Source organism: Streptomyces sp. NBC_01476 (assembly GCF_036227265.1).
Lineage (GTDB): Bacteria > Actinomycetota > Actinomycetes > Streptomycetales > Streptomycetaceae > Actinacidiphila.
Genome location: NZ_CP109446.1, coordinates 6,009,732 through 6,031,980, shown reverse-complemented (window position 1 = coordinate 6,031,980; position 22,249 = coordinate 6,009,732). Strand labels below are relative to the sequence as shown.

Genomic DNA, 22,249 nt, shown 5'->3' with positions numbered 1-22,249 from the left:
AACGGAGCCGGGGGCGGTGGTCACAGGCCCTGTTCCAGTTCCCGCAGCCGGTTGAGATCGATCATGCCGGTGTCGAAGAAGCTGGTCTCGTCGAGCGCCGCGGGCTGGGGGGCGTACCCCTCCTGCTGCTGGTACTGCGGCTGCGGCGGGTACTGCTGCTGGCCGTAGCCCTGCTGCTCGTAGCCGTAACCGGGCGCGGACGGGTCCTGCGGGTAGGGCTGCTGCCCGCCGTACGGATCGGCGTAGCCGGCCTGCGCCACGTACTCCTGCTGCTGCGGGTAGCCCTGGTCCGCCGGGTACTCCTGCTGCTCGTAGCCGTAACCGGGCGCCGAGGGGTCCTGCGGGTAGGGCTGCTGCTGCGCGTAGGTGTCGACCTGCTGGGCCGGGACGACGGGGACCTGGCCGGTGGAGCCCGGGTCGTAGCCGTACTGGGTGAGGTCGGCCTGCTCGGGGCGCTGCGGGGCGGCGAGACCGGCCATGAACTCGGCGTCGGTCTGCCGGGGGGGCGCCGTCGGGTCGGCGATGCCGTCGGCGGCGTCCTGGGCGGCCATCTGCGCGGCCAGGTCGTCGATCGGGTTGTGGCCGGTCAGCTTGAGCCGGCCGCGGCCGACCGCCTCCAGGGTCTTGCTGAGCACCGCCTCGAAGGCACCGAGCTTGGTGTCCACGTACTCGTCCGCCCGGCGGCGCAGGGTCTCCGGGTCGGTGCTGCGCTCGGGGGCGTCCGGGTCGTCCTCCGCGTAGCCGTCCTCGGCGTACGGGTCGCGGCCCAGCAGCTTCTCCCGGCCGCGGTCGACCGAGCCGATGGTCTTGGTGAGGACCACCTCGAAGTTGGCGAGCTTGCTGTCCACGTAGTCGTCGGCCTCGGCGCGGATCTCGTCCGCCTCGCGGCGGGCCTCGGCGAGGATACGGTCGGCCTCGTCCTGGGACTGGCGGGCGATCTGGGTGTCGGAGACCAGCGAGCCGCGTTCCGCGTGTGCCGACTGGATGATCCGCTGGGCTTCGGCGCGCGCCTCCTCGACCATCTGTTCGCGGCCGCCGAGCAGCTCCTGCGCCTGGGAGAGGGAGGAGGGCAGCGCCGCGGAGACCTCGTCGAGCATGGCCAGCAGCTCGGCCCGGTTCACCACGCAGGAGGCCGACATCGGCATGGACCGGGCGCTGGAGACGGCTGCCGCGATCTCATCGAGCTTCTTCTGGACGTCCACGACGGAGACTCTACTGCTGCCGGAGCTTCTCGGTGAGCGCGTCGAGCACCGGTCCCGGCACCAAGTGCGAGATGTCACCGCCCCATTGGGCGACTTCCTTCACCAGGCTCGACGACAGGAAGCTGTAGGCGGGGTTGGTGGGGACGAAGAGGGTCTCGACACCGGAGAGGCCGATGTTCATCTGGGCCATCTGCAGCTCGTAGTCGAAGTCACTGACCGCCCGCAGGCCCTTGACGATGGCCGGGATGTCGCGCTGTTTGCAGAAGTCGACCAGCAGGCCGTGGAACGACTCGACCTCGACGTTGCCCAGCTCACCGGTGACCTCCTCGATGAGGGCGATGCGTTCCTCGACGGCGAAGAGACCGTGCTTGGCCTTGTTGATCATCACGGCGACGTGCACGACGTCGTAGAGCCGGGAGGCGCGGGCGATGATGTCGAGGTGGCCGTTGGTGATGGGGTCGAAGGACCCCGGACAGACTGCGCGGCGCAAGAGTGGCTCCTCGCTCTCCGTACGAGAATCGGGCGGGCTCATGACCCGGCGGTAACTTCGGCGGCGCGACCGTACCAAAGAGTCGCCTCGCCGTAACGCCGGGAGCGCAGGCCCGCGAAGCCGGCGGGCCAGCGGAACTCCCCGCCCCGGGTCCTGCGTTCCACGGTGACCAGGGCTTCCGCCGCCAGCCAGTCATTTGTCACGAGTGTGAGCAGGATCTCCCGCAGGTCGTCGTCGGGGACGTCGTAGGGCGGGTCGAGGAAGAGCACGTCGTAGGGCCGCTCGGGCGCGGGTCCCGCGATCACCTTCTCGGCCCGGCCGGCGCGCACATCGGCGCCGGGCAGCCGCAGGGCCGCCACGTTCTCCCGTACGGTCCTGGCCGCCCGGGCGTCGGCCTCCACCAGTGTCACGTGCTCGGCGCCGCGGGAGAGCGCCTCCAGGCCGACCGCGCCCGAGCCGGCGAAGAGGTCGAGCACCCGCGAACCCTCCAGGGTGCCGCGCAGCGACAGCCAGGCGGAGAAGAGACCTTCCTTGGCCCGGTCCGAGGTCGGCCGGGTCCCGGTGCCCGGCGGCACGGCCAGGCGCCGCCCTCCGGCGGCGCCGGCGATCACGCGGGTCATGAGCTGCTCACGGGCCCGACAGTACCCCTCACCCGGCGCTCACCCCTTGTCCAGGTACTCCTCGCGGTCCGCGTCCAGCAGGCTCTCCAGCGCGCTGCGCAGATCGGGGTGCGCGGCCAGCTCCGGGTCGGCGGCGACCACCGCGGTGGCCTCGTCACGGGCGGCGGCGATCACCTCCTCGTCGTCGATGACGGTCAGCACCCGCAGCGACGAGCGGCTGCCGGACTGCGCCTGGCCCAGCACGTCGCCCTCCCGGCGCTGTTCGAGGTCGATCCGGGAGAGCTCGAAGCCGTCCAGGGTGGCGGCGACCGCGTCCAGCCGGGCGCGGGCCGCACTCGCCTCAGGGGCCTCGGAGACCAGCAGGCACAGGCCAGGCGCGCTGCCGCGGCCGACCCGGCCGCGCAGCTGGTGCAGCTGGGAGACGCCGAACCGGTCGGCGTCCATGATCACCATCACGGTGGCGTTGGGTACGTTCACCCCGACCTCGATCACGGTGGTGGCGACCAGGACGTCGACCTCGCCCGCGGCGAAGCGGCGCATCACGTCGTCCTTGGCATCCGGCGCCATCCGCCCGTGCAGCACCTCGACCCGCAGCCCGGCGAGCGGGCCGGCCGTCAGCTGCTCTGCGGTGTCCAGCACGGCGAGCGGCGGGCGGCGCTCCCCGTCGTCCGGCTTCTTGCGGCCGTCCTCCTCGTCGCCGATCCGCGGGCACACCACATACGCCTGGTGCCCGCCCTCGACCTCCTCGCGTACCCGCTCCCAGGCCCTGGCCAGGAAGTGCGGCTTCTCGGCGGCCGGTACGACATGGGTGGCGATCGGCGAGCGCCCGGCGGGCAGTTGGTCCAGCACGGAGGTCTCCAGATCACCGAAGACGGTCATCGCGACCGTCCGCGGGATCGGGGTGGCGGTCATCACCAGCAGATGCGGCGGCTGGGCGGCCTTGGCCCGCAGCGCGTCCCGCTGCTCCACGCCGAAGCGGTGCTGCTCGTCCACCACCACCAGGCCCAGGTCGAGGAACTTCACCTTGTCCTCGATCAGCGCGTGCGTGCCGATCACGATCCCGGCCTCGCCGGTCACCAGGTCGAGCAGCGCCTGCCGCCGGGCCGCGGTGCCCATCGAGCCGGTCAGCAGCACCACCTTCGTGCCCAGCTCGGAGCCGCCGAGCATGCCGGCCTGGGCCAGCTCGCCCATCATCTCGGTGATGGACCGGTGGTGCTGCTGCGCCAGCACCTCGGTGGGCGCGAGCATCGCCGCCTGGCCGCCGGTGTCCACCACGCCGAGCATCGCCCGCAGCGCGACCAGGGTCTTGCCGGAGCCGACCTCGCCCTGGAGCAGCCGGTGCATCGGGTGGTCGGTCGCCAGGTCGGCGAAGATCTCCGCGGTGACCGTCTTCTGTCCGTCGGTGAGCGTGAACGGCAGTTTCGCGTCGAAGGCGGTCAGCAGCCCGTCCGGCTGCGGGGTCCTCGGCACCGCGGGCAGCGCGGACTCGTCGGCCCTTCTGCGGGCCAGCGCGACCTGCAGGACGAAGGCCTCGTCCCACTTCAGCCGCTTTCTGGCCGCCTCGATGTCGGCCCTGGTACGCGGCCGGTGGATCTTCTCCAGCGCCTCGGGGAGCGGGGCGAGGTGCCGGGCCGCCCGCAGCTCGTCCGGCAGCGGCTCGCCGACTCCGGCCCAGCCGGCCGCACCCAGTGAGTTCAGGGCGATGTCCACGGCCTGGGCGATCCGCCACGAGGTGATCTGCTTGACCGCGGGGTAGAGCGGGATCAGCCGGTTGGCGAAGGCGTCCACCGCCTCCTCGCCCTCGTCGGCGTCCAGCAACTGGTAGTCGGGGTGCGCGAGTTGGCGGGTCCGGTTGAAGACGGAGACTTTTCCGGAGAACATTCCGCGGCGGCCGGGGATCAGCCGGTGGGCGTGCGCGTGCGCGGCCTTGCTGAAGAACACGAGGGTGAGCGAGCCGCTGCCATCGGTCACCACGACCTCAAGGCGTACGCCCTTGCCGCCGCCGTACGTCCGCTTGTCCGCTTTCGCGATCTGGGCGACCACGGTGACGTACTCGTCGACCGGGAGGTCGGCGAGCCGCGTCAGCTCCCCGCGTTCGGCGTACCGCCGCGGGTAGTGGTGCAGCAGGTCTCCGACGGTGCGCAGGCCGAGGTGCTCGTCCAGCACTTTCGCGGTGCGGTCGCCGACGAGGTTGCGGAGCTTTTCGTCCAAAGGGTTGCCGCTCATCGTCTCCATCCTGACGCACGGCACGGACATCCTGCGGCGCGCCACGTTCTCGCTCCGCGCCTCACCGGGTCCCGACCCGTCAGTGGCCAAGCGTCCGCCGGTGGGGGTTCCTCGCGCAGTTCCTCCCCCAGACTTCGTCCGGGGGTGCCCCCAGCGCCCCTTTAGGTCCTGCCCCGTTCTGCCGGTGACTTGGGCGCGGTCGCGTCGTGGCTTGTCGCGCAGTTCCCCGCGCCCCTGGGGTGCCCGGCTTCCTCCGCATGACGCCCCGGGTTACGCCGGTAGCCGGCGAGCCGAAGGGCGCGCCGGTGTCGAAAGGGAGAACGCGCGCAGGGAGCGAGGAACGAGCGAGCGAGCACGATCGACTGTCGACACCGGATTTAAGCGCCCGGAGGCGAGAAGGCGGCAAAAAGGCAGCGCCCGGAGGCGAGAAGGCGGCAAAAAAAGGGTCACTCGACGCCGATGAGGAGGAGGCCGTTTTCCTGGCCGCCGGCGTAGGTGATCGTGTCGACGGCGAGGTGGGTGGCGTGGACGTGGGATTCGATGCGGGGGGTGAGGTCGGAGGGGGCGGTGGCGCCGGGGATGAGGGTGACGAGTTCGCCGCCGGCCGCGAGCATGCGGTCGAGGAGGGCGACCGCCGTGGTCGCCGGGTCCTTGCCGATGAGGGCGACGTCACCGTCGATGAGGCCGAGGACGTCGCCGGCCTGGCAGATGCCCGCCATGGTCCAGGAGCGGTGCTCGGCGACCGCGAGTTCGGCGTAGCGGGTCGCGCCGGCCGCCGCCGTCATCGCGACCACGTCCTCGTCGAAGCGGCGGTCCGGGTCGTGGACGGCGAGGGCGGCGAGCCCCTGGACCGCGGAGCGGGTGGGGATGAGGGCGACCCGCACCCCGTCGGCGCGGGCCTGTTCGGCCGCCGCGCCCGCCGCGTGCCGCAGCTCGGTGTCGTTGGGCAGCAGGATCACCTCGCGGGCGTGGGCGCGGCGGATGGCCGCGGCGATCTCCCCGCCGGCCGGCTGCTCGCCCGGCCGTACGGCGACGACGGTCGCCCCCGCCTGGGCGCACAGGCCCGCCAGGCCGTCACCGTGCACGACCGCGACCACCGCCCGGTGGGCGCGTTCGCCGGCCAGGCGGCGGGTCTGCTCGCCGAAGTGGGTGACCCTGATGCGGTACGGGCGCCCGGCGTCGATACCCGCCTCGACCGCGGCCCCGACGTCGTCCACATGGACGTGCACGTTCCACAGGCCGTCGCCGCCGACGACGACGAGCGAGTCACCGAGGGCGTCGAGCCGCTCCCGCAGCGTACGGACGGCCGCGTCGTCGGCGCCCTCCAGCAGGAAGATCACCTCGAAGGCGGGCCCGCCTTCGCTCCCGCGCCCGTCCTCCGGGCAGGCGGGCCCGTCCTCGTCGGCAGCCGCGCCGTCCGGCCCGGCAGGAACATCCACCGGCCCGGCCGATCCGTCCGCCCGCCTCGCCGAGGCCGAGGCCGAGGCCGGGCCGTCCACCGGCCCGGCCGGCGCGTGGACGTGCCAGAACGACGTACCCATACCCGCCTGCGGGCTGTGCGGCGCCTCGCCGGTGGCCGCCTCGCACAGGGCGCCGAGGACCGCGACCAGGCCGAGACCGCCCGCGTCCACCACGCCGGCCTGCCGCAGGACGCCGAGCTGCCCCGGGGTGCCGGCAAGCGCGGCGAGCGCTCCGGCGTGGGCGGCCCGGACCACTTCGCCGAGACCGCCCTCCGTATCGCGGGCGGCGTGGGCGGCGCCGGTGGCGACGCTGAGCATGGTGCCCTCGACCGGGCGGGCCACCGCCTCGTATCCGGAGGCGGCGGCGGCGAGCAGGGCCTGGCGCAGCGCGGTGGCGGACAGCGTGCCGTCCTCGGACAGGACCAGCGCGTCGTTCATGCCGCGGAGCAACTGGGCCAGGATCGTGCCGGAGTTGCCGCGGGCGCCGATGAGGGCGCCGTGGGCCATCGCCCGGAACGCCTCGGGGAGGGTGGGCGGCGAGCCGGCCGCCGTGGTGTCGCGGCCGGCGAAGACCGCCTCGACCGCCTGGGCCGCGGACTCGGCGGTCAGACAGAGATTGGTGCCGGTGTCCCCGTCCGCCACCGGATAGACGTTGATCGCGTCGATCTCCTCGCGGGCCCGCCCCAGCGCCTTGACCGAGAGCCGGCACCAGGCGCGCACGGCGGAAGCGTCGAGCGAGGGCGGCAACAGGTCCTCCTGGAACACCGGAACGTGCGGGCTGCTGCTGGTGAGCGTATCCGCCGTGCATCGATGCGCGACCGACGACGACCCATCCGTGGCCGGTGAGCTGCCGGTGTGCTGCCGCCGGCCGCCCGGTGCGGGCCACCGGCCACCCCGTGCGGGCCACCGCCCGCGGCGGGCGGGCGGACCGGTCGGGACGGTGCCGTGACCGTGGTAGTTTCGTTGTACGGGAGCGGTCGTTGTATGCTGCTCCGGTTGCCCGGGGCTCTCTCGGGCTTTTCATCGTAAATGCATCTGAAGTCTTTGGAGTGTCCCGTGGCTGCCAACTGCGACGTCTGCGGCAAGGGGCCGGGCTTCGGCAACAGCATCTCCCACTCGCACCGCCGTACCCCGCGTCGTTGGAACCCCAACATCCAGCGCGTGCGTGCGGTCGTCGGGAAGACGCCGAAGCGGCTCAACGTCTGCACCTCGTGCATCAAGGCCGGCAAGGTCTCGCGCTGAGCGAGATGCCGAACTCTCCGCGTCAGCGGAGGTGATCCGGTCTTGCGCTGAAGCGTGCGGCGCGCATGACGCGCTCGTCGTGGCAGCGCGGCCTTGCGGCTACGAGAAGCCGGTCCACCCTGGTGGACCGGCTTTTCAGGTTTTCTCCCGCTGCCGCCAGCCGTGGTCCACCGGGCCGATGCCCGCGCCCAGCGCGAAGCCGCCCGCGATGGCCCCGGTCACATATTCCTTGGCGAGCCCCACCGCGGCCGGCACCGGATGTCCGAGGGCGAGGTAGGACGCGGTCGCGGCGGCCAGGGTGCAGCCGGTGCCGTGGGTGTGCCGGTTGTCGTGCCGCGCGGCCCGGAACCAGTGCTCCTCGGTGCCGTCCGAGAGCAGGTCGGACGCCTGCGCCGAGCCCGGCAGATGGCCGCCTTTGACGAGCGCCCAGCGCGGTCCGTATGCCAGGATGCGCCGCGCCGCCGTCCGCATCCCCTCCTCGTCGGTGACCACCAGCCCGGTGAGCTGCGTCACTTCGTCCAGGTTGGGTGTGACGACGGTCGCCGCCGGGAGCAGCCGGGTCCGTACGACGTCCAGCGCCTCCGCCGCGAGCAGCGGGTCGCCGTGCTTGGAGACGCCGACCGGGTCGACCACCACCGGTACCGCCCGGTCGAGTTCGGCCAGCAGTCCGGCGACGGTGGCGGCGAGGGCGGCGGAGGAGAGCATGCCGGTCTTGACCGCCTGCACCCCGATGTCGTCGGCCACCGCGCGGAACTGGGCGCGTACCGCTTCCCCGGGCAGTTCCCAGGCGCCGTGCACGCCGAGCGAGTTCTGGGCGGTGACGGCGGTGACCACGCTCATGCCGTGGACGCCGAGCGCGAGCATCGTCTTGAGGTCGGCCTGGATGCCGGCGCCGCCGCCGGAGTCGGATCCGGCGACGGTGAGCACGCGGGCAGGCGACGGGGCGCTGCCGGGGGAACCGGTCACGACTCGTCGCCGAAGTGGTCCCAGCCGCCGGCCTTGTCCCAGGGCGCGCCGTCGACGGTGACCTGCGGGATGCGGCCGGCCGGCGGTCTGGTCTCGCCGATGACCCGCCAGCGGGCAGGGAGTTTCACCTCGCGGGGGAAGGCGGCGACGATGGCGTGGTCCTCGCCGCCGGTGAGCACCCAGTGCAGCGGGTCGACGCCGACCGCCTGGCCGATGTCGGACATCTGGGCCGGGACGTCGATGTCGGCGGAACGCAGGTCGATGTCGACGCCGCTGGCGGCGGCGATGTGGCCGAGGTCGGCGACCAGGCCGTCACTGACGTCGGTCATCGCGGTGGCGCCGAGTTCGGCCGCCGCCGGACCCGCGTGGTACGGCGGTTCGGGCCTGCGGTGGGCTTCGACGAAGGCGCGCGGGGAGCGGAAGCCGCGGGAGAGGACGGCGAGGCCGGCCGCGGACCAGCCGAGCCAGCCGGTCACGGCGATGAGGTTGCCCGGGCGGGCTCCCGAACGGGTGACGGGGGCCCGGTTGCGAAGATCACCCAGAGCGGTGATGGCGACGGTGATGGTCTCGCCGCGTACGACGTCGCCGCCGACCACCGCTGCGCCGGCCACCTGGCACTCGTCGCGGATGCCGTCCATCAGCTCGACCGGCCAGGTGGCGGGGAGTTCGGCGGGGACGACGAGGCCGAGCAGGACCGCGGTGGGCACCGCGCCCATGGCGGCGATGTCGGCGAGGTTCTGCGCCGCGGCCTTGCGGCCCACGTCGTAGGCGGTGGACCAGTCACGCCGGAAGTGGCGGCCTTCGAGGAGTACGTCGGTGGTCGCCACCACCCTGCGGTCGGGGGCGGTGATCACAGCCGCGTCGTCGCCGGGGCCGAGTTGTACCGCGGGGGTCGAGGTGAGGCGGGCGGTCAGCTCCCTGATCAGCCCGAACTCCCCGAGTTCGCCCACAGTCCCCTTCATCACTTCGTCCCCTTCACTGTCGGCGTCAGGTCCGGCGCGTGCCGGTTCCGCCGCGTTTCCGTCGAGTTTCCCGTCAATACGGGGGTCAGGTACCGCGCGGGTCTCCCCGCTGTGCGCGACGACGCGATAACGTGGCGTCCCCCTTCCCACATGATCCTCGAAGCCGCCCTGGAGGTTCCGTGGTACAGGCGTACATCCTGATCCAGACCGAGGTCGGCAAGGCCTCGGCAGTAGCGGAGGTGATTTCCAAGATCGACGGAGTCATCCAGGCCGAAGACGTCACAGGTCCTTATGACGTCATCGTCCGGGCCCAGGCCGGCACGGTCGACGAGCTCGGCCGCATGGTGGTCGCCAGAGTCCAGCAGGTGGACGGCATCACCCGCACACTGACCTGTCCTGTCGTACATATATAGCCCCCACCGGGCCCCCTCGCGGGGGCTCTTTATATGCTCAGCCGGTGAGTTCGCACCGCCGGGCCCTACTGATCGCCGTGTCCGCCGCCGCATGCCTGTCAGCGGCGGCGGTCTACGTCCTGGGTTTCTCCGGTGTCACTTCCGGTACGGACGAGAAGGTCGCCGTGCCGGTTCCTGACCCGCGGACCGCCGGTTACTGCGCCGCGCTGCACGCCCGGCTCCCGGCGAAGGTGAACGGCCTCCCCCAGCATGATCTCAAGCCGGTGTCCGGTCTGACCGCGGGGTGGGGCGATCCCCCGATCGTGCTGCGCTGCGGGGTGCCGCGGCCGGCCGCCGACGCGTCCGCGTCGACCGACGGGGTGGAGGTGGACGGGGTCGGCTGGTCGATCGAGCCGCAGCCGGGGGGATCCTTCCGGCTGACCACGACGCTGCGCAAGGCGTACGTCGAGGTGACACTGCCGAAGAAGTACGCCGGCGATCTCGATCCGCTGACCGATCTCGCCGGCGCCGTGAAGAAGACGATCCCGGAGGGGATCTGAGCCGCCTCCGGGACCGTACGGGCCTCAACGCAGGCCGGTGGCCCGGCTCAGCGCGGCCTGGATGAGCCGGTCGATGAGTTCGGGGTAGCTGACGCCGCTCTCCTGCCACATCCGCGGGTACATCGAGATGGGGGTGAAGCCGGGCATCGTGTTGATCTCGTTGATCACGAACCGGCCGTTGTCCAGCAGGAAGAAGTCGGCGCGGACCAGGCCCTCGCAGGAGGCGGCCTCGAACGCGGCCACCGCGAGCCGCTGGACCTCGGCGGTCTGCTCGGCGGTGAGCGGGGCGGGCACGATGCCTTCCGCGGAGTCGATGTACTTGGCGTCGAAGTCGTAGAAGCCCTCGGTGTTCGCCGAGGGGATCTCGGCGGGCAGCGACGCGCGCGGTCCGTCCTCGAACTCCAGCACACCGCACTCGATCTCGCGACCGGTGAGCAGCGCCTCGACGATGAGCTTGGGGTCGTGCCTGCGGGCCTCGGCGATCGCTGCGTCGAGTTCGTCGGTGTTCTCGACCTTGCTGATGCCGAAGGAGGAGCCGGCCCGGGCGGGCTTGATGAACAGCGGCCAGCCGTGGGCGCCGGCGAAGTCGGTGATCTTGCGGCGGACGGCTTCCGGGCCACGGTCCCATTCGCGCGGCCTGATCACCGTGTACGGGCCGACCGCCAGACCGAAGGAGGTGAAGATCCGCTTCATGTACTCCTTGTCCATGCCCACGGCGGAGGCCAGGACGCCGGACCCGACGTAGGGCACCCCGGAGAGTTCCAGCAGGCCCTGGAGGGTGCCGTCCTCGCCGTAGGGGCCGTGCAGCATCGGGAAGACGACGTCGACCTCGCCGAGCACCTTGGGTACGGCGCCGGCTTCGGTGTAGACGACTTCGCGGCTGGCCGGGTCCACCGGCAGCATCACGGCGCCCTCGTGGTCGGTGACCTGTTCGACGGTGGGCATCCGGCGTTCGGCGATGGCCATCCGCTCGGGCTCGTCTGCGGTGAGTGCCCAGCGGCCTTCGCTGGTGATGCCGATGGGCAGGACGTCGTACTTGTCGCGGTCGATGGCGCGCAGCACGCTGGCGGCGGTCACCACCGAAACTCCGTGCTCGGAGCTGCGCCCGCCGAAGACGACGGCCACCCGCGGTTTGCGGTCGAACTTCTGCACGTTGCTCATATCGCCGTGACCTTACCGCTCCGGCTTCGCGGAGCGTGACATCAACTCTTTGAGGGCGGTGAGTGGCGATTTCCCGTTGTGCACGACGTCGACGACGGTCTCGGTGATCGGCATGTCCACCCCGTGCCGGCGGGCCAGATCGGCCACCGATTCGCAGGACTTGACGCCTTCGGCGGTCTGGCTGGTGGCGGCGATGGTCTGGCTGAGACTCATGCCGCGGCCCAGGTTCTGGCCGAAGGTGTTGTTGCGGGAGAGCGGCGAGGAGCAGGTGGCCACCAGGTCGCCCATGCCGGCCAGACCGGCGAAGGTGTACGGGTCGGCACCCATCGCCAGGCCCAGCCGGGTGGTCTCGGCCAGGCCGCGGGTGATCAGCGTCGCCTTGGTGTTGTCGCCCATGCCCATGCCGTCGGCGATGCCGACGGCGAGTGCGATCACGTTCTTCACCGCGCCGCCGAGTTCGCAGCCGACCACGTCGGTGTTGGTGTACGGGCGGAAGTACGCGGTGTGGCAGGCGGTCTGGAACCGGCGGGCCACCGACTCGTCCTGGCAGGCGACGACGGCCGCGGCGGGCTGCCGGGCGGCGATCTCCGGGGCGAGGTTGGGCCCTGACAGGACCGCGATCCGCTCGGGGCCGGCCTTGGTGACGTCCTCGATGACCTCGCTCATCCGCTTGGCGGTGCCGAGTTCGACGCCTTTCATCAGGCTGACCAGCACCGCGTCGGGGTGCAGCAGCGGCGCCCAGGCGGCGAGGCTGCTGCGCAGCGACTGGGAGGGGACGGCGAGGATCACGAACTCGGCGTCCGCGGCGGCCTCGGCCGGGTCCGCGGTGGCGGTGACCGCGGCCGGGAGTTCCAGGTCGGGGTAGCACTCGGGGTTGGTGCGGGTGGCGTTGACGGCGTCCACGAGCTCGGGCCTGCGGCCCCACAAGGAGACCTGGCAGCCGGCGTCGGCGAGCACCATGGCGAACGCGGTGCCCCAGGCGCCGCTGCCGTAGACCGCGCAGCGGGCCGTCATTCGCTCTCCCGTTCCTTCCTGGCCGCCGTGCGCGGGTCGTAGAGGCCGGGGGGCGCGGGCACTCCGCGGACCTCGGCGAGGAGTTGCTTCACGTCACCCATGATGTGCGCGGTGACCTCGCGCAGCACCTCGGCGGTGGGCTCCTTGCCGTACCAGTCGGTGAGGTCGACGGGCGGGCCGACCAGCACGCGGTGGGTCTTGCGCGGCAGCCAGCTGGGCTTCTTCGCGTACGGCGGCAGGAATTCGTTGCCGCCCCACTGGGCGACCGGGATGACGGGGGCCTTGGTGAGCAGCGCGACGCGGGCGATACCGGTCTTGCCCGCCATCGGCCACTGGTCGGGGTCCCGGGTGAGGGTGCCCTCGGGGTAGAAGGCCACGCATTCGCCCTTGTTGACCGCCTCGACGGCGGCCCGGTAGGCGGCGGCCGCGTCGGTGGTGGCCCGGACCACCGGGATCTGGCCGGTGCCGCGCATCACGGCGCCGACGAAGAACGGCTTGAAGAGGGCGGCCTTGGCGAGGAAGCGTGGGACGCGCCCGGTGTTGTACTGGAAATGCGCATACAGCAGCGGGTCGAGGTAGGAGTTGTGGTTCACCGCCGTGAGGAATCCGCCCTCGGCCGGAATGTTCTCCATTCCGCGCCAATCCCGCTTGAACAGCACAATGAGCGGCGGCTTCGCGATGACGGCCGCCAGGCGGTACCAGAAACCGATTCTGCGGCGGGACACCCGGACTCCTCTTCGTTCGCTGGGCGCCGCGCAGGCGTCGCGGCTAGGGAGGAGGGTACGCCCCCCGGTGTTCGGCGCTCAGGGGCACCGGTGAACCCCGAGCGGCTGATCAGGGGCGCGCCCGTCCACAATGGGGAGGTGGATGTGACGGGCGTGGCGTGGTCGCTGGTGGTGCCGTTGAAGCCGCTGGCGGTGGCCAAGAGCAGGCTGGCCGCGGCTGTCGGGGCGGACCGGCCGGCGCTGGCGCTGGCGTTCGCGCTGGACACGGTGGCCGCGGCGCTGGCGTGCCCGCAGGTGGCGGATGTCACGGTGGTGACCGACGACGAGGTGGCGGGGGCGGAACTGGCCGGGCTCGGGGCGTTCGTGGTGCCCGACGAACCGGCCGCCGGGCTGAACGCCGCGCTGCGGTACGGCGCCGGCCGGGTCCGGGAGCGCAGGGGCGCGGTCGCGGTCGCGGCGCTGAACGGCGATCTCCCGGCCTTGCGGCCCGCCGAGCTCTCCTTGGTGCTCCGGGAGGCCGTACGGGCCCAGGAGCGCGCTTTTCTCGCCGATGCGGCCGGTGTGGGGACAACGTTGCTCACCGCACTGCCCTCAGTGATGCTCTCCCCCGCGTTCGGCGGCCCCTCCCGCGCCCGCCACCTCGCCTCGGGAGCCCGGGAGATCACGCTGTCCGAAGTTCCTTCGGTGCGCCGGGACGTGGACACCGGCGAGGATCTGCGGATCGCGCTGGCCCTGGGGGTGGGCCCGCGGACGGCTTCTTTCGCCGCTTTCGCCGCCCTCTCGCCGCCGTGCGCCTGGACCCGCCCTAGGCTGGGCGGCATGCAGGCAACCGCGTTCACCTTCGATCCCGAGACCCGCGCCGGCAGTGTGCTGCTGGACGACGGGACGCCGCTGGAGTTCGACGCCGCCGCGTTTGACGCGGGGCGGCTGCGGCTGCTGCGGGCCGGGCAGCGGGTGCGGATCCGTACCGAGGGCGCGGGCGGGGAGCGCCGGGTGGTCTTCGTGACGCTGCAGACGTTCGCCGACCCGGGCGCCGCCGGGGAGTAACGGCCCCGGGTCCGCCCGGGGAACGTGGCGCGGGCCGGGCTCCCTGTGCGGGAGACCCAGCCCGTCGCGGTGCTGCGGCCGGTCGTACGGCCCGTTATCACCTCGCGGCGGCGGCGCGCTTCGCGGTGGTCTTGCGGGCCGAGGCTCGCTTGCCCGGGGCCTTCTTGGCGGCGGTCTTCTTGGCCGCCGGGGCCTTCTTGGCGGCCGTCTTCTTCGCGCTGGTCTTCTTCGCGGTCGTCTTCTTGGCCGTGGTCTTCTTCGCCGCCGAGGTGGTCTTCTTGGCGGTGGTCTTCTTCGCCGCGGCCCGGGCGGTGGTGGCCTTCTTGGCCGCCGCCTTCTTCGTGGTGGTGCGGGCCGTGGTGGACGGGCCGCCGCTCAGGCTGCCCTTGGGGGCCTTCTTGACCGACACCTCGCCGCCGCGCGGAAGCTTCTTCGTCCCGCTGACCAGGTCCTTGAAGCCCTGACCCGCGCGGAACCGCGGCACAGAGGTCTTCTTCACCCGGACCCGCTCCCCGGTCTGGGGGTTACGGGCGTAGCGGGCCGGACGGTCGACCTTCTCGAACGACCCGAAGCCGGTGACGGAGACCCGATCGCCGCCCACCACCGAGCGGACGATCGCGTCGAGAACCGCGTCAACCGCTTCCGCGGCGGCCTGCCGGCCACCCACCTTGTCGGCAATCGCTTCTACGAGCTGCGCCTTGTTCACGTCTTCCCCTATCGGAAACTTGCCCGGCGAATGAGTACGGGCTGATTTCGCACGCTAGGCGGATATATACCGCAAATCAAATACGAAACGGGCGAATCACCCTTGTGCCGCAACGAACTCGGTACTTCCGGTGATCAGCGATCGGGGATTCCGAGGTCGTCCAACTCAGCCGTTAACACGTCCAGACGCCGTGCCGCGTCGTCGAGATCATGCTTGGCCACCGCGGTCACCGCGAGCAGCCGACGACTCAACTCCCGCCTTGTCCCAGCAGGGACTTCGGGATTCGCGACGCGGGTGTGCGCCTGCTTCAAACGCGCCGCCAGAACCCCGTAGAGCTCGAGTTGGCTGTCGCGTTCCATGCGTCGATTGTGCCATCTGCGGCGAGTTGTCGGGAGCGACAGGGCCAACCGGGTGTTCCGGGGCTGTTTCACCGGACCCATGGCGGGCTGCCGAACGGCGTCCCGGGACACGCGGAAGCGCCCCTCGCGGACGGGCGAGGGGCGCTTCGGTCGTTCGGGAGGTCGGGCCGGGAAGGTCAGGCCGGGGTCAGGCCGGGAAGATCAGGCGGAGACGACCGTGCTCGGCTTGAACGACGGCCGGCTCGCCTCGAAGGTGGCGATGTCGGCCTCGTTGGCCAGCGTCAGGCTGATGTCGTCGAGCCCTTCGAGCAGCCGCCACCGGGCGTTGTCGTCGAGTTCGAACGGTGCGGTGACGCCGTCGGCGCGCACCTCGCGGCTGACCAGGTCGACGGTGATCTCCGCGGTCGGGTCGGCTTCGGTGAGCTTCCACAGCTGTTCGACGGTCTCCTGCGGGAGCACCACCGTGAGCAGGCCGTTCTTCAGCGAGTTACCGCGGAAGATGTCGGCGAAGCGGGGCGAGATCACGGTCTTGAAGCCGTAGTTCTGCAGCGCCCAGACCGCGTGTTCGCGCGAGGAGCCGGTGCCGAAGTCGGGGCCGGCCACCAGCACGGTGGCGCCGCTGCGCTCGGGCGCGTTGAGGATGAAGTTCTCGTCCTTGCGCCAGGCTTCGAAGAGCCCGTCCTCGAACCCGTTGCGGGTGACCTTCTTCAGCCAGTGCGCGGGGATGATCTGGTCGGTGTCGACATTGCTGCGGCGCAGCGGTACGGCCCGGCCGGTGTGGGTGGTGAAGGCTTCCATGGTGTGCTCAGACCTCCGCGAGGGCAGGGGCGTCGGACAGGTCCGCGGGCGAGGCGAGGTGGCCGAGCACCGCGGTGGCGGCGGCCACCTGCGGGGAGACCAGGTGCGTACGGCCGCCCTTGCCCTGCCGTCCTTCGAAGTTGCGGTTGGAGGTGGACGCGGAACGCTCGCCCGGGGCCAGTTGGTCGGGGTTCATACCCAGACACATCGAGCAACCCGCGTGCCGCCATTCGGCGCCGGCCGCGGTGAACACCTTGTCCAGGCCCTCCTCGACGGCCTGCAGCGCGACCCGGACGGAACCGGGGACGACCAGCATCCGTACGCCGTCGGCGACCTGGCGGCCCTGGACGACGGACGCGGCGGCCCGCAGGTCCTCGATCCGGCCGTTGGTGCAGGAACCGACGAAGACGGTGTCCACCGTGACCTCGCGCAGCGGCTGGCCGGCGGCCAGGCCCATGTACTCCAGCGCCTTCTCGGCGGCGAAGCGGTCGCTCGGGTCGGCGAAGGACGCCGGGTCCGGCACGGCCGCGCTCAGCGGCGCGCCCTGGCCGGGGTTGGTGCCCCAGGTGACGAAGGGGGTGAGGGTGCTCGCGTCGATCCGCACCTCGTGGTCGAAGACCGCGTCCGGGTCCGTCTTGAGCGTCTTCCAGTAGGTGAGGGCCGCGTCCCAGTCCGCGCCCTTCGGGGCGTGCACGCGCCCTTCCAGGTAGTCGAACGTGGTCTGGTCGGGGGCGATCATGCCGGCCCGCGCGCCCGCCTCGATCGACATGTTGCAGATGGTCATCCGGGCTTCCATCGACAGCTTCTCGATGGCCGAACCGCGGTACTCGATGACGTACCCCTGGCCGCCGCCGGTGCCGATCTGGGTGATCACCGCGAGGATCAGGTCCTTCGCGGTGACGCCGTCGGGCAGTTCGCCGTCGACGGTGACCGCCATCGTCCTGAACGGGGCCAGCGGCAGCGTCTGGGTGGCCAGCACGTGCTCGACCTGCGAGGTGCCGATGCCGAACGCCAGCGCGCCGAAGGCGCCGTGGGTCGAGGTGTGCGAGTCGCCGCAGACCACGGTGGTGCCGGGCTGGGTCAGACCCAGCTGCGGGCCGACCACGTGCACCACACCCTGCTCGATGTCACCGAGCGGGTGCAGCCGTACCCCGAACTCGGCGCAGTTCTTGCGCAGCGTCTCCAGCTGGGTGCGCGAGACCGGGTCGGCGATCGGCTTGTCGATGTCGAGGGTCGGGGTGTTGTGATCCTCGGTGGCGATGGTGAGGTCGGTACGGCGCACCTGCCGGCCGTTCATCCGCAGCCCGTCGAACGCCTGGGGGCTGGTCACCTCGTGGATCAGGTGAAGATCGATGAAAAGCAGATCAGGCTCGCCCTCGGCGCGGCGGACGACGTGGTCGTCCCAGACTTTTTCCGCGAGTGTCCTACCCATCGCTGTCCCTCCGGCCCGGTACATCCTCGTCCGGACCAACTCGGTGTGTGTGCCGCTGGTGTGTACTGCGCTGTACGCCCAGCCTGACGCTTTCCCGGGAAAAATGAACTTGCGTTTCATAGTGTGAGACGCGAATATCGTTGCATGGACAACTCTAGCGGCGTCGGCGTTCTCGACAAGGCGGCTCTGGTGCTCAGCGCGCTGGAGTCCGGTCCGGCCACCCTGGCCGGTCTCGTGGGCGCCACGGGCCTGGCCCGCCCCACCGCGCACCGGCTGGCGGTCGCGCTGGAACACCACCGGATGGTGGCCCGCGACATGCAGGGCCGCTTCATCCTGGGCCCGCGGCTGTCCGAACTCGCCGCCGCCGCGGGTGAGGACCGGCTGCTCGCCACCGCCGGGCCCGTCCTCACGCACCTGCGGGACGTCACCGGCGAGAGCGCCCAGCTCTACCGCCGCCAGGGCGACATGCGGATCTGCGTGGCCGCGGCGGAACGGCTGTCCGGACTGCGGGACACCGTGCCGGTCGGCTCCACGCTGCCGATGAAGGCCGGCTCGGCCGCGCAGGTGCTGATGGCCTGGGAGGAGCCGGAGCGGCTGCACCGCGGTCTGCAGGGGGCCCGCTTCACCGCGACCGCGCTGTCCGGGGTGCGGCGCCGCGGCTGGTCGCAGTCCATCGGCGAGCGGGAGCCGGGCGTCGCCTCGGTCTCCGCGCCGGTCCGCGGCCCCTCGAACCGGGTGGTCGCCGCGGTGTCGGTCTCCGGCCCGATCGAGCGGCTGACCCGCCACCCGGGCCGGATGCACGCGCAGGCGGTCGTGGACGCGGCCGGCCGGCTCAGCGAAGCGCTGCGCCGCAGCGGCTGACGCCTCCTCCCGGCTCCTCCCCGGGCCGGCGCGGCCCCGCCGCTTCGGGGTGGAGCGGGCGCCCGGGAACGCCGGAAGCCCGCCGCTGTCGCGACGGGCTTCTGATGTACGTACCCCCGACCGGATTCGAACCGGCGCTACTGCCTTGAGAGGGCAGCGTGCTAGGCCACTACACAACGGGGGCCCTGGCGATCCTCGCGTCATCCCGGCCGGGTGCGACCCGAAGGGGAGGGAAAGAAAGGATCTGTACCCCCGACCGGATTCGAACCGGCGCTACTGCCTTGAGAGGGCAGCGTGCTAGGCCACTACACAACGGGGGCTCGCACTTCGCTGAACTGAGCTGGATGCGCTGGGGTACCAGGACTCGAACCTAGAACAACTGAACCAGAATCAGCCGTGTTGCCAATTACACCATACCCCACCAAAACGCAACCCCTTGGGGTCTTGTTCGGCTTACGCCTCTCGGTCCGGGCTTCTCAGCCCTCTCCGGCGGCGCAGGAAGAACATTACCCGATGCGGGACACCGCTCCAAAACGAGTATCGCCGCAGAGCACGTGAGGCAGTTCGGCGAGCCCGGTGATCCTTGTCAGGTCAGGACGGCCGCCGCGCCCGTGCCGGTCCAGCCAGATGCCGAGCAGTCCCGCCTCGGTCGCGCCGCGGGCGTCGATGTCCGGTTCGTTGCCCACGTAGGCGACCTCGTGCGGCTCCAGGGCGAGTGCCCGGCAGGCCGCGTGGAAGGCGTCCGCGGCCGGTTTGGCCAGGCCCAGGTCCGCCGCGCACACCAGCGCCTCGAACCGGTCGCGTACGCCGAGCGTGCGCAACTTGCGCTCCTGGACGGCCGCGACGGAGTTGGACAGCACCGCGTGCCGGTAGTCGGCGGCCAGCAGGTCCAGTGCGGGCACGGTGTCGGGGAAGAGCGCCCAGGCGGACTCGTAGTGCGTCAGGTGCCGCTCGAAGTAGGCGTCGACCTCGTCGTCGGTCAGCGGCAGTCCGGTGAAGTCCCGCACCCGGCCGCGGCGCTGGCTCTGGAAGTCGCACTCCCCCGCGGCGAACCGCGCCCAGTGCACCTCGGTCAGTTCCGCCCAGCGCAGGAGGGCCTGCTCGACGGTCGTACAGCCGTCGGGCAGGCCCTCCTGGCCGAGATGGAGCCGCATACCGGTCCGGTCGGCCGTCGCGTAGTCGAAAATGGTGTCGTCGATGTCCCACAGGACCGCGCGGATCGCCATCGCCATACCGGCAATGTAACCGCGCGGCCCGCGCCCCGGGGCCGGATGCGCGCGGAGCAGGCCGGGGCAGGGCGGATCAGACCGGATTCAGGACCCCAGCGCGGCCAGCGCCGCGTCGATCCGCTCCAGGGTGCGGTCCCGGCCGAGGATCTGGAGGGACTCGAAGAGCGGCAGCCCGACCGTACGGCCGGTGACCGCCACCCGGACCGGGGCCTGGGCCTTGCCCAGCTTCAGCCCGTGGACCTCGCCGGCCGCCAGCACGGCCTCCTTGAGCGCCTCGGCGGACGACCAGTCGGCCGCGGCCAGCCGCTCCCGGGCGGTCCGCAGCAGGTCCGCGGAGCCCTCCTTCATCGCCTTGGCCCAGGACGCCTCGTCCGCCACCGGCCGGTCCAGGAAGAGGAAGTCGACATTGGCGGTGATGTCGGCGAGAACGGTGACCCGGGTCTGGGCGTAGGGCGCGATGGCCTGCCAGGCGGCCTCGTCGAACGCCTCGGGGGCCCAGGGGGCGTACGGGGCGCGCAGCCACGGCAGGCAGGCCGCCGCGAACGCCTCGGGGGTCAGCCGGCGGATGTGGTCGCCGTTGATCGCCTCGGCCTTCTTCAGGTCGAAGCGGGCCGGGTTGGCGTTGACGTCCGCAATCTCGAACCGGGAGACCATCTCGGCCATGGTGAAGACGTCCTGGTCGGCGGCGTAGGACCAGCCGAGCAGCGAGAGGTAGTTGAGCAGGCCCTCGGGGAGGAAGCCGCGCTCCCGGTAGAGGTTGAGGGACGCCTCGGGGTCGCGCTTGGAGAGCTTCTTGTTGCCCTCGCCCATGACGTAGGGCAGGTGGCCGAACTCGGGTACGTCCTTGGCCACGCCCAGCTCGATCAGCGCCTGGTAGAGGGCGATCTGACGCGGGGTGGAGGAGAGCAGGTCCTCGCCGCGCAGCACGTGGGTGATCTCCATGAGCGCGTCGTCCACCGGGTTGACCAGGGTGTAGAGCGGGGCGCCGTTGGCCCGGACGATGCCGAAGTCCGGCACGTTCTCCGGGGTGAAGGTCAGCTCGCCGCGGACCAGGTCGGTGAAGGTGACCGGCTGGTCGGGCATCCGGAAGCGGACGATCGCCGGGCGGCCCTCGGCCAGGTAGCCGGCGACCTGCTCGGCGGTGAGGGTGCGGCAGTGGCCGTCGTAGCCGGACGGGCGGCCGGCCGCGCGGGCCGCGGCCCGGCGGGTCTCCAGCTCCTCGGGGGTGCAGTAGCAGTCGTACGCGTGCCCGGTCTCCTTCAGGCGGCGGGCCACATCGGCGTAGATCTCCATCCGCTGCGACTGCCGGTAGGGCGCGTGCGGGCCGCCCACCTCGGGGCCCTCGTCCCAGTCGAGGCCGAGCCAGCGCAGCGAGTCCAGCAGCTGCTGGTACGACTCCTCGGAGTCGCGGGCCGCGTCGGTGTCCTCGATGCGGAAGACCAGGGTGCCGCCGTGGTGCCGGGCGAAGGCCCAGTTGAAGAGGGCGGTACGGATCAGGCCCACATGCGGGTTGCCGGTCGGCGAGGGGCAGAAGCGGACGCGGACGGACGCGTCGGGACGGGGGGTCGGGCTAGCCACGCGAGATCACCTTGTTGGTGAGAGTGCCGATGCCTTCGATGGTGACGGCGACCTCGTCGCCGGGGAGCAGCGGGCCGACGCCCGCCGGGGTGCCGGTGAGCAGCACGTCGCCGGGGAGCAGCGTCATGGCCTCGGTGATGTTGACGATCAGGTCCTCGATGGAGTTGATCATCTGCGCGGTGCGGCCGGCCTGCCGGAGTTCGCCGTTGACGGTCGCGGTGATCGCCAGGTCGGCGGGGTCGAGGTCGGTCTCGATCCAGGGGCCGAGCGGGCAGGAGGAGTCGAAGCCCTTGGCCCGGGCCCACTGCTTCTCGGTCTGCTGGGTGTCGCGGGCGGTGACGTCGTTGGCGCAGGTGTAGCCGAGGATGACGTCCTTGACCCGTTCCCGGGGCACCTCGCGGCACAACCGGCTGATGACGACGGCGAGTTCGGCCTCGTGGTGGACCTCGTTGGAGAACGAGGGGTACACGATCGGGTCGCCGGGGCCGACCACCGAGGTCGACGGCTTGAAGAACGCCCAGGGTGTGGTGGGCACTTCGTTGCCCAATTCCTTGGCGTGGTCGGCGTAGTTCCGGCCGATCGCGACGACCTTGTTGGGCAGGACCGGGGACAGCAGCCGGACCTTGTCGGCCGGCACTTTCGTCCCGGACAGCTCGAAGTCCCCGAAGGGGATGCCCTTCATGATGTCGATGACGAGACCTTCGAGACCCGGGCCTGTCGAGTCGCCCTCGACCGCGCCGAAGGCGACGTTGCCGTCGATGGAGAACCTGGCGATGCGCATGCCGTCAGCCTAGCCGTCGCCCGCGGCGCGCCGGCGCCGCCGGGCCAGGCCGCCCACCCGCGGCATAAGGCCAGGTCAATCCGGGTCGGCGGGGCGTCAGGGGGCGATCGGCGCCTTGGGAAGCTCGTTGAGTACCGTACGACGGGGGTTCGCGGTGCGCTGCGGCAGCGGCCGGCCGACGGTTCCGGTCTCCGCGGCGGTCCCGGCCTCCTCGGTCCCGGTGTCCCGGGCGGCGACCAGGTCGGTCGCGTCGGTGAGGTGCGCGAGGGTCGTGCGTCGCGGGTTGGCGATCTGACGGAACATCAGCGTGGTCTTCATCAGCCGTGGGGACCTCAGGTTCGGGGCGCCCACCAGGGGCGCGATGCGGTTGACACTTTGCCGTTTTTGTAAACCATCAGGCTAGTGGCGCCCATTCCCCGAACCTCCGGGGGCCAACAT

At 71.6% G+C, this 22,249-nt stretch carries 22 protein-coding genes, 3 tRNA genes and 1 pseudogene; 5 read left to right on the top strand and 21 right to left on the bottom strand.

Annotated features, from left to right (window positions below; translation table 11 throughout):
- Positions 1 to 20: 20 nt before the first annotated feature.
- The 5 genes from OG552_RS26455 to OG552_RS26435 all read right to left on the bottom strand — a co-directional run bounded on the left by OG552_RS26455 (position 21) and on the right by OG552_RS26435 (position 6,745).
- Positions 21 to 1,202: an ATP synthase F0 subunit B gene (locus tag OG552_RS26455; protein WP_329137035.1), complete on the bottom strand. Its 1,182-nt coding sequence runs from the start codon at positions 1,200 to 1,202 to the stop codon at positions 21 to 23.
- A 10-nt stretch (positions 1,203 to 1,212) separates the two neighbouring features.
- A complete protein-coding gene (gene coaD / locus OG552_RS26450; RefSeq protein ID WP_329137034.1) occupies positions 1,213 to 1,692 on the bottom strand; it encodes a pantetheine-phosphate adenylyltransferase in 480 nt (159 codons plus the stop codon).
- A gap of 38 nt (positions 1,693 to 1,730) precedes the next feature.
- The gene (gene rsmD, locus OG552_RS26445) at positions 1,731 to 2,312 is read right to left on the bottom strand and encodes a 16S rRNA (guanine(966)-N(2))-methyltransferase RsmD (protein ID WP_329137033.1); all 582 of its coding nucleotides are present in this window, start codon (positions 2,310 to 2,312) and stop codon (positions 1,731 to 1,733) included.
- A gap of 39 nt (positions 2,313 to 2,351) precedes the next feature.
- A complete protein-coding gene (recG, locus tag OG552_RS26440) occupies positions 2,352 to 4,538 on the bottom strand; it encodes an ATP-dependent DNA helicase RecG (RefSeq protein WP_329137031.1) in 2,187 nt (728 codons plus the stop codon).
- Positions 4,539 to 4,984: 446 nt separating this feature from the next.
- On the bottom strand, positions 4,985 to 6,745 hold the full coding sequence (locus OG552_RS26435) for a DAK2 domain-containing protein (protein ID WP_329137030.1): 1,761 nt from the start codon (positions 6,743 to 6,745) through the stop codon (positions 4,985 to 4,987).
- Positions 6,746 to 7,054: 309 nt separating this feature from the next.
- Here OG552_RS26435 and rpmB point away from each other — a divergent pair, with 309 nt between their 5' ends.
- The gene (gene rpmB, locus OG552_RS26430; RefSeq protein ID WP_033173090.1) at positions 7,055 to 7,240 is read left to right on the top strand and encodes a 50S ribosomal protein L28; all 186 of its coding nucleotides are present in this window, start codon (positions 7,055 to 7,057) and stop codon (positions 7,238 to 7,240) included.
- Positions 7,241 to 7,375: 135 nt separating this feature from the next.
- Here rpmB and thiD read toward each other — a convergent pair whose 3' ends face one another.
- Positions 7,376 to 8,206 (bottom strand): bifunctional hydroxymethylpyrimidine kinase/phosphomethylpyrimidine kinase, encoded by an 831-nt coding sequence (gene thiD, locus OG552_RS26425; RefSeq protein ID WP_329137027.1) that lies wholly within the window; start codon positions 8,204 to 8,206, stop codon positions 7,376 to 7,378.
- Positions 8,203 to 9,168 (bottom strand): thiamine-phosphate kinase, encoded by a 966-nt coding sequence (locus tag OG552_RS26420; RefSeq protein ID WP_329137025.1) that lies wholly within the window; start codon positions 9,166 to 9,168, stop codon positions 8,203 to 8,205. Before OG552_RS26420 ends, thiD begins: the two co-directional genes overlap by 4 nt.
- 179 nt (positions 9,169 to 9,347) lie before the next feature.
- Here OG552_RS26420 and OG552_RS26415 point away from each other — a divergent pair, with 179 nt between their 5' ends.
- The gene (locus OG552_RS26415) at positions 9,348 to 9,581 is read left to right on the top strand and encodes an Lrp/AsnC ligand binding domain-containing protein (protein WP_329137024.1); all 234 of its coding nucleotides are present in this window, start codon (positions 9,348 to 9,350) and stop codon (positions 9,579 to 9,581) included.
- 44 nt (positions 9,582 to 9,625) lie between these two features.
- Positions 9,626 to 10,120, top strand: coding sequence for a DUF3515 domain-containing protein (locus tag OG552_RS26410; protein WP_329137022.1), 495 nt, complete (start codon positions 9,626 to 9,628; stop codon positions 10,118 to 10,120).
- Positions 10,121 to 10,144: 24 nt separating this feature from the next.
- Here the strand turns inward: OG552_RS26410 and OG552_RS26405 are convergent, their stop codons facing one another.
- Genes OG552_RS26405 through OG552_RS26395 form a run of 3 tightly spaced genes read right to left on the bottom strand, consistent with a single transcriptional unit; the run spans position 10,145 to position 13,020 of the window.
- A complete protein-coding gene (locus OG552_RS26405) occupies positions 10,145 to 11,281 on the bottom strand; it encodes a D-alanine--D-alanine ligase family protein (RefSeq protein ID WP_329137020.1) in 1,137 nt (378 codons plus the stop codon).
- Positions 11,282 to 11,293: 12 nt separating this feature from the next.
- Positions 11,294 to 12,295, bottom strand: coding sequence for an NAD(P)H-dependent glycerol-3-phosphate dehydrogenase (locus OG552_RS26400; RefSeq protein WP_329137019.1), 1,002 nt, complete (start codon positions 12,293 to 12,295; stop codon positions 11,294 to 11,296).
- On the bottom strand, positions 12,292 to 13,020 hold the full coding sequence (locus OG552_RS26395; protein ID WP_329137017.1) for a lysophospholipid acyltransferase family protein: 729 nt from the start codon (positions 13,018 to 13,020) through the stop codon (positions 12,292 to 12,294). The genes OG552_RS26400 and OG552_RS26395 overlap by 4 nt, the downstream gene beginning before the upstream one ends.
- 153 nt (positions 13,021 to 13,173) lie before the next feature.
- Between OG552_RS26395 and cofC the strand changes: the two are divergent.
- Positions 13,174 to 13,803 (top strand): annotated as a pseudogene (gene cofC, locus OG552_RS26390) (2-phospho-L-lactate guanylyltransferase); the annotation flags it as partial.
- Between the two features lie 361 nt (positions 13,804 to 14,164).
- Here cofC and OG552_RS26385 read toward each other — a convergent pair.
- The 4 genes from OG552_RS26385 to leuC form a co-directional block, all read right to left on the bottom strand.
- Positions 14,165 to 14,773 carry an HU family DNA-binding protein gene (locus OG552_RS26385; protein ID WP_329137016.1) on the bottom strand — a complete coding sequence of 203 codons (609 nt, stop codon included), beginning with the start codon at positions 14,771 to 14,773 and terminating at the stop codon, positions 14,165 to 14,167.
- A 134-nt stretch (positions 14,774 to 14,907) separates the two neighbouring features.
- Complete coding sequence (locus OG552_RS26380; RefSeq protein WP_329137015.1) at positions 14,908 to 15,132, bottom strand: hypothetical protein; 225 nt, start codon at positions 15,130 to 15,132, stop codon at positions 14,908 to 14,910.
- Positions 15,133 to 15,333: 201 nt separating this feature from the next.
- On the bottom strand, positions 15,334 to 15,930 hold the full coding sequence (leuD, locus tag OG552_RS26375; protein WP_329137013.1) for a 3-isopropylmalate dehydratase small subunit: 597 nt from the start codon (positions 15,928 to 15,930) through the stop codon (positions 15,334 to 15,336).
- A gap of 7 nt (positions 15,931 to 15,937) precedes the next feature.
- Complete coding sequence (gene leuC / locus OG552_RS26370) at positions 15,938 to 17,362, bottom strand: 3-isopropylmalate dehydratase large subunit (protein WP_329137012.1); 1,425 nt, start codon at positions 17,360 to 17,362, stop codon at positions 15,938 to 15,940.
- Positions 17,363 to 17,506: 144 nt separating this feature from the next.
- Here leuC and ndgR point away from each other — a divergent pair, with 144 nt between their 5' ends.
- Positions 17,507 to 18,223: an IclR family transcriptional regulator NdgR gene (gene ndgR / locus OG552_RS26365; protein WP_327288530.1), complete on the top strand. Its 717-nt coding sequence runs from the start codon at positions 17,507 to 17,509 to the stop codon at positions 18,221 to 18,223.
- A 111-nt stretch (positions 18,224 to 18,334) separates the two neighbouring features.
- Here the strand turns inward: ndgR and OG552_RS26360 are convergent.
- The 7 genes from OG552_RS26360 to OG552_RS26330 all read right to left on the bottom strand — a co-directional run bounded on the left by OG552_RS26360 (position 18,335) and on the right by OG552_RS26330 (position 22,129).
- Positions 18,335 to 18,407 (bottom strand) — tRNA-Glu (locus OG552_RS26360).
- A 63-nt stretch (positions 18,408 to 18,470) separates the two neighbouring features.
- Positions 18,471 to 18,543: transfer RNA gene (locus OG552_RS26355), tRNA-Glu, on the bottom strand.
- Between the two features lie 29 nt (positions 18,544 to 18,572).
- Positions 18,573 to 18,644: transfer RNA gene (locus OG552_RS26350), tRNA-Gln, on the bottom strand.
- 85 nt (positions 18,645 to 18,729) lie between these two features.
- Positions 18,730 to 19,449 carry an HAD family hydrolase gene (locus OG552_RS26345; protein ID WP_329141148.1) on the bottom strand — a complete coding sequence of 240 codons (720 nt, stop codon included), beginning with the start codon at positions 19,447 to 19,449 and terminating at the stop codon, positions 18,730 to 18,732.
- 87 nt (positions 19,450 to 19,536) lie between these two features.
- The gene (gene gltX, locus OG552_RS26340) at positions 19,537 to 21,030 is read right to left on the bottom strand and encodes a glutamate--tRNA ligase (protein ID WP_329137007.1); all 1,494 of its coding nucleotides are present in this window, start codon (positions 21,028 to 21,030) and stop codon (positions 19,537 to 19,539) included.
- Positions 21,023 to 21,811, bottom strand: a complete 789-nt coding sequence (locus OG552_RS26335) for a fumarylacetoacetate hydrolase family protein (RefSeq protein WP_329137005.1) — start codon at positions 21,809 to 21,811, stop codon at positions 21,023 to 21,025. The genes gltX and OG552_RS26335 overlap by 8 nt, the downstream gene beginning before the upstream one ends.
- A gap of 96 nt (positions 21,812 to 21,907) precedes the next feature.
- The gene (locus tag OG552_RS26330) at positions 21,908 to 22,129 is read right to left on the bottom strand and encodes a hypothetical protein (protein WP_329137004.1); all 222 of its coding nucleotides are present in this window, start codon (positions 22,127 to 22,129) and stop codon (positions 21,908 to 21,910) included.
- Between the last annotated feature and the right edge of the window lie 120 nt (positions 22,130 to 22,249).